General features: G+C 64.3%; 2 protein-coding genes. Both read left to right on the top strand.

All coding sequences use genetic code 11. The annotated features are described in order from the left end of the window. A partial coding sequence (gene rpe / locus ACXJL8_RS38115) for a ribulose-phosphate 3-epimerase (protein WP_456686713.1) occupies positions 1 to 615 on the top strand: 615 nt, incomplete at its 5' end. Positions 616 to 876: 261 nt separating this feature from the next. Continuing rightward, positions 877 to 2727: a putative bifunctional diguanylate cyclase/phosphodiesterase gene (locus ACXJL8_RS38110; RefSeq protein WP_456619812.1), complete on the top strand. Its 1851-nt coding sequence runs from the start codon at positions 877 to 879 to the stop codon at positions 2725 to 2727. Positions 2728 to 2891 lie beyond the last annotated feature (164 nt).

Raw genomic sequence — 2891 nt, 5'->3', positions numbered from 1 at the left:
CATTTCGTGCCGAACATCAGTTATGGCGCCGACGTCATCAAGGCAATCCGGCCGCTGACGAAGAGGGTCTTCGACGTCCATCTCATGATTGCGCCCGTCGATCCCTATCTCGAAGCCTTCGCGAAAGCCGGGGCTGATGTCATCACGGTTCATGCCGAAGCTGGTGTCCATCTCGACCGTTCGCTTCAGGCGATTCGTGCGCTCGGCAAGAAGGCCGGCGTCAGCCTGTGCCCGGCGACCCCCGAGAGCGTGATTGAATATGTGCTCGACCGCATCGATCTCGTGCTGGTGATGACGGTCAATCCGGGCTTTGGCGGCCAGTCCTTTCTCGAATCCCAGCTCGAGAAGATCAGGCGTGTTCGAAGCATGATCGGCGACCGGCCGATCCGGCTCGAGGTCGATGGCGGCATCACGCGCGACAACGCCGCCGCCGTCGCTGCCGCGGGCGCCGACACGCTGGTGGCGGGTTCCGCTGTGTTTCGCGGCAAAAGCAGCGCCGACTATGCCGGCAACATCGCAGCCATTCGCATCGCAGCCGAGGCCGGCCGGGTTCCGAAGCTCCAGGATATGTCCGTGCAGCCGATGCGCGCCGGCGAAAGCGCGCGCCTCCGGTAGACTACGGGAGCCGTGCACCCGGGTGTCGGTTGTGCCAACGCGTGCCACTTTCCTCCGGGGTTCCACGGAACTTGCCGCACAAGGCGATCGGATTCCTTCAGGCCGGGGTAACCACCGTGTCCGAGGCGAAAGTTCGATTAACGCCCGCRCAATGCTAAGTGTCTCAATCTGCGGTTCAGGAACGCGAGAGAGCGCGGGGATGCGGATCGAGGATATCTGCGGGCATGAGGCCTGCACTCGGCCAGGTGCGGTGGCTTGAGCATGCATCGCTTGTTCGCCGAGCAACTCCGCTGTGCCACCGAAGCGACCGGACAGGTCGATCTCGCCAAGTTGGGCGAACTCGTCAGCGCGGCCTACGAGGCAAGCGACCGCGATCGCCAGCGGATGGCTGACGCGCGCGCCCAGACGTACGATCAGGTCGAGGAGGATTTGCTCCGGACCCGCGAGTTCCTCGATACGATCGTCGAGAATATCCCGATTGCCGTGTTCGCAAAGTGCGCGAAGGATTCCCGTTACATCCTGCTCAACCGCGCCGGCGAGGACTATTACGGCCTGCCCCGCGAACGGATGCTGGGCAGGACGCCCGAGGAGATTTTTCCGGCGGATGTTGCCCGCGTGGTCAACGAGCAGGACCGCAGGGTCGTCGCCAGTGGRATGCCGATGTTCCTCGAGGAGCACCTGCTCGAGGTCGGCGTCAAGGGCCACGACCGCGTCGTCAATTCGCGCAAGATGCTGATCAGGGACGGCACCGGCGACCCGCAATATCTGGTCGGCGTGATCGAGGATGTCACCGAGCGCGTCACGAACCATGAGCGGATCAGTCATCTCGCGCATCATGACGCCTTGACCGACCTGCCGAACCGCAGCGCCTTCAACGCGGCATTGAGCGAGCGGCTGGAGCAGGCGCAGGAGGCGTCGACCAGTTTTGCGGTGCTCAGCCTCGATCTCGACCGCTTCAAGGAGGTCAATGACGTGTTCGGCCATCCCGTCGGCGACATGCTGATGCGGGCGGCGGCCGACCGTCTCGCCGCGGAATCCGATGGCGCTTTCGTCGCCCGCATCGGCGGCGACGAGTTCATGATCCTCATGCCGGACGATGCCTGCCGCGAAGACGTGCTGGCGCTCGCCGAGCGCCTGGTGGAGGTGATCGGCAAGGAGCTCGAGGTCGACGACTATCTCTCACATGTTGGCATGAGCGTCGGCATCGCCGTTTATCCGGATGACGGCGTGGACGCGGCGATGCTGCTCGCGAACGCCGATTCCGCGCTCTATCGCGCCAAGCGCGAGGGCGGGGGCAGGGTCCGCTTCTTCGAATCCGGGACAGACCAGGAGCTGCGCGACCGCAGGCTGTTGCAGCACGATCTGCGGCAGGCGCTGGAGCAGAACCAGCTCCTGGTCTATTTCCAGCCCCAGGCGCGGATCGATGGCGAGGTCATCGGCTTCGAGGCGCTGCTGCGCTGGAACCACCCGACGCGGGGTCTCGTGCCGCCCGACCAGTTCATTCCGCTCGCCGAGGAGAACGGGCTGATCATCGAGATCGGCGAATGGGTCTTGCGCGAGGCATGCCGCGAGGCGGCGTCTTGGCCGCGGCCGCTGCAGGTCGCAGTCAACCTGTCGCCGGTCCAGTTCCAGGCCGGCGACCTCGAACGCTCCATCCACCAGATCCTGCTGGAGACCGGGCTTGCGCCGACCCGGCTCGAGGTTGAGATCACGGAGGGCATGCTGATCGGCGATTTCACCCGCGCGCTCAACCTGCTGCGGCGGCTGAAGGCGCTTGGCGTCCGCATTGCGATGGACGATTTCGGCACCGGCTATTCGTCGCTGTCCTATCTCCAGTCGTTCCCGTTCGACAAGATCAAGATCGATCGCAGCTTCATCTCCAACCTGGAGGCGACACCGCAATCGGCCGAGATCGTCCGCGCGGTCCTGAGCCTCGCGCATGCCCTGAAGATACCGGTCGTCGCGGAAGGCGTGGAGACCGAGGCGCAGCGCGACTTCCTGGCCCGCGAGTCCTGCGAGGAGATGCAGGGCTATCTCGTCGGCCGTCCCGACCTGATCGAGCGCTATCTCGACTTGATCGGCGTGAACGTGGAGCGCCGTCTCTATGCCTAGCCCATCGCCGCCAGAAACGAAATGAGCCGCCGGTTCCATGCCCGCACGGCTCCGAAGTCGCAGGCTGCGCTGATCGCGTAGCCTTGGTGTGCCGCCGTTACCTTGTTTGCGGCCATACGAAAAAATTTATACGCGCGATAAGGACGTCAGGCTGTGCTTTTCCT

Source organism: Bradyrhizobium sp. P5_C11_2, assembly GCF_054049755.1.
The sequence above is the reverse complement of the archived record's forward strand: the minus strand, read 5'-3'. Positions and strand labels throughout refer to the sequence as shown.